A 7597-nucleotide genomic window follows, 5' to 3' on the forward strand; every position below is an offset into this window, starting at 1 on the left:
GTCGGCGTGAACCGGGCGTTCTGAAGCCCGTCCAGGAGCGGTCGTGGTCTTCCCATGCCAGCAGGATCTGGCGGCGGAGCCGGCCTTCATGGAGAGCTGTGTGCCTACGGGAATGGTGTCGCGCAGGCCGATCGGGCGTTCGGCCGAGGCAACGCAGACGCGCCAGTCGCCCTGGCGTCGGAAGATCTGGGCGCTCTCTCCGGTGGCGTCGCGCAACTGGATCAAGACGGGGCCTGCGGAAGCGATGAGCCGGTCTTCGCCGGCTGCCGAAGCAAGCTCGACAAGGCGGCTGCCGAGGACAAAACGCCCTTGGATGTCGCGACTCACGAGGCGGTGGTGGACGAGCGCCAGCGCAAGGCGGTGCACCGTGGGGCGGGCCAGCCCTGTTGCCGCCACAAGTTGAGCCAAGGTGGTTGGCCCCGCCTCAAGTGCGTCGAGCACCTGGGCCGCTTTATCGATGACGCCGACTCCACTAGAATTGTCCATGTAATGATATTGCCGTCTCAATATCTGAGATGCAAGTTGTTTCACTGGCGCAGTTCGGATCACTGATGTTCAGTGGAAGTAGTCAAGCCAACCGCAGTGAAGGGAGCAGGCCGTGGGAAAGACACTGGCCGAGAAAGTTTGGGATGCGCACGTGGTGCGCAAGGGCGAAGGCGAAGGAGTCAACGCCCAGCCCGATCTTCTGTTCATCGACCTGCACCTCGTGCATGAGGTGACCTCCCCGCAGGCCTTTGAGGGCTTGCGCCTTGCTGGACGACCCCTGCGCCGCCCGGACCTCACGATCGCCACGGAGGACCACAACACTCCGACCCTGGACATCGACAAGCCGATTGCCGATCTGACCAGCCGCACCCAGATCCAGACCTTGCGGAACAACTGCAAGGAGTTCGGAGTCCGCCTGCACTCGCTCGGCGACGCCGAGCAGGGCATTGTGCACGTTGTCGGACCCCAGCTGGGCCTCACCCAGCCCGGCATGACGGTTGTCTGCGGCGATTCACACACCTCGACCCACGGCGCCTTCGGAGCACTCGCCATGGGTATAGGCACTTCCGAGGTGGAACACGTCATGGCCACCCAGACGCTGTCCCTCAAGCCGTTCAAGACCATGGCCATCAACGTTGAAGGCACCCTGCGTCCGGGCGTTTCGGCGAAGGACATCATCCTTGCAGTCATTGCCAAGATCGGCACCGGCGGCGGGCAGGGCTACGTCCTGGAGTACCGCGGCTCGGCCATCCGGGCGCTCTCCATGGATGCCCGCATGACCATCTGCAACATGTCCATCGAGGCCGGCGCCCGCGCTGGCCTGGTGGCCCCGGACCAGACGACGTACGACTACATGTACGGCCGCCCGCACGCCCCCCAGGGCGACGAGTGGGATGCCGCCGTCGAATACTGGAACACGCTGCGCACCGACGACGACGCAACTTTCGACGTCGAGGTGGACCTCGACGCCGATACCTTGGAGCCGTTCGTGACCTGGGGGACCAACCCGGGCCAGGGCATTTCGCTCAACGAGGCAGTGCCGTTCCCCGCGGACTTCGGTGACGAGAACGCCAAGCTGGCTGCCGAGCGCGCGCTGCAGTACATGGGCCTCGAAGCCGGGACGCCCATGAAGGACATCCGTGTGGACACGGTCTTCCTCGGATCCTGCACGAACTCCCGCATCGAGGACCTCCGGGCCGCCGCCGATGTCATACGCGGGCGCGAAAAGGACCCCAAGGTCCGCATGCTCGTGGTCCCCGGCTCGGCACGCGTCCGCCTTGAAGCCGAAGCCGAGGGCCTGGACAAGGTGTTCAAGGAATTCGGCGCTGAATGGCGCTTCGCCGGTTGCTCCATGTGCCTGGGCATGAATCCGGACCAGCTGGAACCGGGGGAGCGCTGTGCCTCCACCTCGAACCGCAACTTCGAAGGACGCCAGGGCAAGGGCGGACGTACCCACCTGGTTTCGCCGGTAGTCGCCGCAGCTACGGCAGTCCGCGGAACGCTGAGCTCGCCTTCGGACCTGGAGCCCGCCTCTGTTTCCGCATCCACCACCACCGACGCCGCCTAGGAGGGCCCCATGGAAAAGTTCACCACCCACACCGGCATCGGTGTCCCGCTGCGCCAGAGCAATGTGGACACGGACCAGATCATTCCCGCGGTCTACTTGAAGCGGATTACGCGTACCGGTTTCGAGGACGCCCTGTTCTCGGCGTGGCGGAAGGACCCGTCCTTCATCCTCAACCAGGAACCCTTCAACGCCGGCTCCGTACTGGTGGCGGGACCCGATTTCGGTACCGGTTCATCCCGCGAGCACGCAGTCTGGGCGCTGAAGGACTACGGCTTCAAAGCCGTGCTCTCGTCCCGGTTCGCGGATATTTTCCGCGGCAACTCGGGAAAGCAAGGCCTCCTGGCGGCCGAGCTTGCCCAGGACGACATCGAGCTCATCTGGAAAGTCCTTGAAAACGCGCCCGGCACCGAAGTCAAGGTGGACCTTGTGTCCAAGACCGTTGAGTGCGGAAACGTCGTCGCACCTTTCGAGATCGATGACTACACCCGCTGGCGCCTCCTCGAGGGCCTGGATGACATCGGACTGACGCTCCAGCACGAGGAAGACATCACGGCCTACGAGGCCACAAGGCCTTCCTTCAAACCGAAAACCCTGCCGGCGCGCACCCAGTAGCGCGAACCGAGCAGCTTCCGTACCTTGAAAGGACCGGTGCACCCGAAAGAACGGGTGCGCCGGTCCTTTCCGTGTGCGTGACGCGTTTCGCGGGATGTGGCCATGGCCTGATCCCGGCGTTGTGCAGCTTCACCGAGAGTTCGGCACCGTCTTGCGCTTCCGGCCACATCCAGCGGACAACGGTCAATCCTCAAGCTCCATCCATCGGCTGACCGGAAGGTACAAGCCCCGGCAAATCCGGACCAGCTCATTGTGCCGGGCCATTCTGGCAACTGTGCCTCCATGGTTGTCGTTGGGGTTGGAATGAGGGGTTATCCATGGATCGGGCACGAACGCGGGGTCACTTACGGCCCATGCCCGGGCGGCAACATGGGCCGTAAGTGACCCCGCGTCGCTGAAAGCCGGCCTTCGCCGCGCCCCGGCATTTCGAATCGGTAACGTCAGCTTTTATGCTTAGCTGGAGCCTTCGTAAGTGTGGGGGCATCAACTCGTGAGGAAACCGGTATAGATGAGTAGTGTTCTGACAATCCGCGGCGGCGTCCCTTTGACTGGCCGCGTCACCGTCAGAGGTGCCAAGAACCTTGTTCCCAAGGCCATGGTGGCTTCCCTCCTCGGCAACGAACCGTCGGTGCTGCGGAACGTCCCGGAAATCAAGGACGTCGAGGTGGTCACCAGCCTCTTGCAGCTCCACGGCGTGACTGTGCAGAAGGATCCCGTCACCGGCGATCTCACTCTGGATCCCAAGAATGCGAAGACGGCGTCCAGCACTGCGATCGACGCGCACGCCGGGGACTCCCGTATCCCGATCCTGCTCTGCGGTCCCTTGATCCATGCGATCGGAGAAGCCTTCATTCCCGATCTCGGTGGCTGCAAGATCGGCGACCGGCCCATCGACTACCACCTGAACGTGCTCCGCCAGTTTGGCGCCGTCGTCGAAAAGCGCCCGGGCGGCATCCACATCTCCGCTCCCAAGGGACTTCACGGCGCCAAGATCTCACTCCCGTACCCGTCGGTGGGAGCCACGGAACAGGTCCTGCTGAGTGCCACCCGCGCCGAGGGCATCACCGAACTCAGCGGTGCCGCCACCGAACCCGAAATCATCGACCTCATCGCTGTGCTGCAGAAGATGGGTGCCATCATCAGCGTCCAGACCGATCGCACTATCCGGATCGAGGGCGTTCGGGACCTGGGTGGCTACGACCACCGCGCACTGGCAGACCGCAACGAATCGGCGTCGTGGGCTTCGGCTGCCTTGGTGACCCGGGGAGACATCTTCGTGGAGGGCGCTTCCCAGCGGGACATGATGACGTTCCTCAACACCTACCGCAAGGTGGGCGGCGGAATGGACATCCGCGAGGACGGCATCCGCTTCTACCACCCTGGCGGAAAGCTGAGCCCGCTCGTCCTTGAGACGGATGTGCACCCGGGCTTCATGACCGACTGGCAACAGCCCCTGGTGGTCGCCCTGACCCAGGCTGAAGGCGTGTCGATCGTCCACGAAACCGTGTACGAAAACCGCTTCGGCTTCACCGACGCCCTGACCCGCATGGGCGCAACCATCCAGGTCCACCGTGAATGCCTCGGAAGCGTGCCCTGCCGCTTCGGCCAGCGCAACTTCCTGCACTCCGCCGTCGTCTCAGGACCCACTCCGCTCAGGGGAACCGACATCGACATCCCCGACCTCCGTGGCGGATTCAGCCACCTCATTGCGGCGCTCGCCGCGACCGGCACGTCCAGGGTGACCGGGATCGACATCATCAACCGCGGCTACGAGCGCTTCACCGAAAAGCTCGCCGGCCTGGGCGCCGATTTCGACCTCACCGAATCCAAGTAACGGGGGACACCTTGAAGGAATCGGCCCAGAGCCGTGCCATGTTCGCTGTTCTTGCGGGACTTGCACGACCGCTCATGAACGTCCTCATGGCAAAGAAGTGGGAGGGGACCGACAAGCTTCCCGCGGGTGGCTTCATCGCCGCCCCGAACCACTGCACCGAGATCGACCCCATCGTCGTGGGGCACATGCTCTACAACATGAAGCGTCCGCCGCATTTCCTCGCGAAGGCGGGCCTCTTCAAGGCGCCGGTCCTCGGCAGCCTGTTGCGCGCCACGAACCAGATTCCCGTGGAGCGCTCGACGACGGGGGCGAACCGCTCGTTGCAAGCCGCCCAGGAAGTGGTGGATGCCGGCGGCGCCATCATCATCTATCCGGAGGGTACCCTGACACGCGATCCGGATTTGTGGCCGATGAAGGGCCACACGGGAGCTGCCCGCCTGGCAATCCAGACGGGTGCCCCTGTGGTTCCCATTGCCCATTGGGGTGCCCATGAGGTGTTTCCCCGTTACGCCAAACGCCTGCACGTGTTCCCGCGGAAGACATCCCGCATCCTGGTAGGCGATCCCGTGGACCTCAGCGCTTTCCAGGGTCGGCCGCTGGACCGGGCCACCCTGGTTGAGGCTACGGACATCATCATGGTTGCCATCACGGAGCTTCTTGCTACCTTGCGCGGGGAAGAACCGCCCAAGGAACGCTGGGACCCTGCTGCCCACAATCAGTCGAAGCACGGCCGCTTCCAAGCGACTGAGGGAACCGCGGGCACCGATGGTACGGACGGACCGAAGTGACTTCCGGGGAAGAATTCATCGCCGACAGAGGCGTTGTGGCCGTGCTTGGCGCCGGATCCTGGGGTACGACGTTCGCGAAGGTCCTGGCTGATGCTGCACTTGCGAGCGGTGCGGAGCGCAGTATCCGCATTTGGGGCCGGCGGGACGAAGTGGTCGACCAGATCAACGCGGAGCACCGCAACACGCAGTACCTGAAGGACATTGCACTGCCAGACTCCATCACGGCTTCAACGGATGTGGCCGGGGTCCTTGCGGGCGCCGGAATCGTGATCCTCGCCGTGCCGGCGCAGTCGCTTCGGCTTCAACTGCGCAAATGGAAACCGCTCGTGGCACCCGGCGCCGTGGTCGTTTCCCTCATGAAGGGCCTTGAACTCGGTACGGATTCCCGCATGAGCGAAGTCATTTCCGAGGAACTCGACATTCCGCAGGAACGCGTGGCCGTTGTTTCGGGACCCAACCTGGCAATGGAGATCGCCCGCCAGGAACCGACAGCCTCTGTGGTGGCCTGCAGCGACGAAGCCACGGCTGCATCGTTCGCGCTCTACTGCACCGCGCCGTACTTCCGCCCCTACACGAGCAACGACGTGGTCGGCGTCGAAATCGGGGGAATCGTGAAAAACGTCATTGCCCTTGCCGTCGGTATCTGCGAAGGCAAGCAAATGGGCGACAATACCAAGGCGTCCGTGATCACTCGCGGCCTCGCGGAGACATCGAGGCTGGCTCTTGCCCTGGGCGGCGAAGCGCGCACGATGGCCGGACTTGCCGGACTGGGAGACCTCGTGGCTACCTGTTCTTCGCCCTTGTCCCGAAACCACACGGCCGGGCGGTTGCTCGGCGAAGGTTTGACCCTTGAACAGGTCACCGAGCACATGACTCAGACGGCGGAAGGCATCAAATCCGGGTACGCTGTCTACGAACTAGCCGGGAAACTCGGTGTCGACATGCCGATCACCGCGGCCGTTGTGGCCGTCCTCGAAGGCAAACTGTCCGTTGATGAACTTGGGCCCAGACTCCTGGCCCGCTCCCTGAAGTCCGAAGGCGATTACTGACCGTGACCGAAGAATCCCTGTCTGCCGGAACCGCTGAGTCCGCCGGAACAACCGCTTCTGCCGGAACTGCCGGGTCCGCGAAGCCGGCCAAACATCGGCGGCCCCGCGTCGCCGTGCTCTTTGGTGGCCGATCCAGCGAGCACGCGGTCAGCTGCGTGACGGCGGCCGGCGTCATGGGCGCCATCGACAAGAGCAAGTACGACGTCGTCCCCATCGGGATAGCCAAGTCAGGGCAGTGGGTGATTCCCTCGGCTGACATCAGCCAGTGGTCGCTGAGCGCCTCGGCCTTGCCTGAAGTGCTGCCTTCCGGCAAGACCGTAACCCTCGCCGAGGTGGGCGGAGCCCACCAATTGATCGTCACGGCGCCAAATGCGGTGCCCGAGGAACTGGGCTCCGTGGACGTCGTCTTTCCGCTCCTGCACGGCCCGTGGGGCGAAGACGGCACCATCCAGGGCCTTCTGGAGCTCTCGGACACCCGCTACGTTGGAGCGGGAGTCCTCGCATCCGCCGTCGGCATGGACAAGCACTACATGAAGGTCGTTTTCGAGGCCGCCGGGCTTACCGTGGGACCGTATGTCGCCGTCACTGACCGCGAATGGATCAACGACGCCGAAGCCGTGCGCAAGCGCGTGGACCGTCTCGGCTTTCCCGTCTTCGTGAAGCCCGCCCGCGCCGGTTCCTCGATGGGAATTTCCAAGTTGATTCGATGGATGATTTGGATGCCGCCATCGAAGAAGCACGGCGGCACGACCTCAAGCTGGTGATCGAGGCCGGGATTGTCGGCCGCGAAATCGAGTGCGCAGTCCTTGAAGGACGTGGCACTGCGGCCCCGCGAACCTCCATGCCGGGGGAAATCGCCGTCGCTCCAGGAGAACACGAGTTCTACGACTTCAACGCCAAATATGTGGAGGACGGCGCAGCAGCCCTTAGCTGCCCGGCCGACATTCCCGACGAGGCCATTGCGCGCGTCCGCGAGCTCGCGGCGGCCGCGTTCGATGCGGTCGGTGCCGAAGGCTCAGCCGCGTGGACTTTTTTCTACACTCCGGACGGCGAACTTATCATCAACGAGATCAACACGATGCCCGGATTCACCCCGAAGAGCATGTATCCGCAAATGTGGGCGGCTTCCGGGTTGGGCTATGCCGAGTTGATCGACGAACTCATCTACCTGGCGCTCAACCGCAAAACCGGCCTGCGCTGATAGCCGGCCGGTGCCGACGACCGGCCTGGGCTGAGCCTGCTACTTGCCGGGGTGCTCGTG

5 protein-coding genes and 2 pseudogenes are annotated in these 7597 nt (G+C 63.9%); 6 read left to right on the plus strand and 1 reads right to left on the minus strand.

The genetic code is table 11. The annotated features are described in order from the left end of the window. Positions 1 to 486, minus strand: a pseudogene (locus tag AHiyo1_RS03815) (IclR family transcriptional regulator); the annotation flags it as partial. Between the two features lie 112 nt (positions 487 to 598). Between AHiyo1_RS03815 and leuC the strand changes: the two are divergent. The 6 genes and pseudogenes from leuC to AHiyo1_RS03845 all read left to right on the plus strand — a co-directional run bounded on the left by leuC (position 599) and on the right by AHiyo1_RS03845 (position 7537). Then, positions 599 to 2053, plus strand: a complete 1455-nt coding sequence (gene leuC / locus AHiyo1_RS03820) for a 3-isopropylmalate dehydratase large subunit (protein WP_059387655.1) — start codon at positions 599 to 601, stop codon at positions 2051 to 2053. A gap of 9 nt (positions 2054 to 2062) precedes the next feature. Beyond that, on the plus strand, positions 2063 to 2665 hold the full coding sequence (gene leuD, locus AHiyo1_RS03825) for a 3-isopropylmalate dehydratase small subunit (RefSeq protein ID WP_059387656.1): 603 nt from the start codon (positions 2063 to 2065) through the stop codon (positions 2663 to 2665). Positions 2666 to 3173: 508 nt separating this feature from the next. Next, a complete protein-coding gene (murA, locus tag AHiyo1_RS03830) occupies positions 3174 to 4499 on the plus strand; it encodes a UDP-N-acetylglucosamine 1-carboxyvinyltransferase (RefSeq protein WP_059387657.1) in 1326 nt (441 codons plus the stop codon). An 11-nt stretch (positions 4500 to 4510) separates the two neighbouring features. Then, positions 4511 to 5287, plus strand: a complete 777-nt coding sequence (locus AHiyo1_RS03835; RefSeq protein WP_059387658.1) for a lysophospholipid acyltransferase family protein — start codon at positions 4511 to 4513, stop codon at positions 5285 to 5287. Beyond that, positions 5284 to 6336 carry an NAD(P)H-dependent glycerol-3-phosphate dehydrogenase gene (locus AHiyo1_RS03840; protein WP_059387659.1) on the plus strand — a complete coding sequence of 351 codons (1053 nt, stop codon included), beginning with the start codon at positions 5284 to 5286 and terminating at the stop codon, positions 6334 to 6336. The genes AHiyo1_RS03835 and AHiyo1_RS03840 overlap by 4 nt, the downstream gene beginning before the upstream one ends. A 113-nt stretch (positions 6337 to 6449) precedes the next feature. After that, positions 6450 to 7537 (plus strand): annotated as a pseudogene (locus AHiyo1_RS03845) (D-alanine--D-alanine ligase family protein). Positions 7538 to 7597: the final 60 nt, after the last annotated feature.

Origin of the sequence: Arthrobacter sp. Hiyo1 (assembly GCF_001263615.2) — a bacterium.
GTDB lineage: Bacteria > Actinomycetota > Actinomycetes > Actinomycetales > Micrococcaceae > Arthrobacter.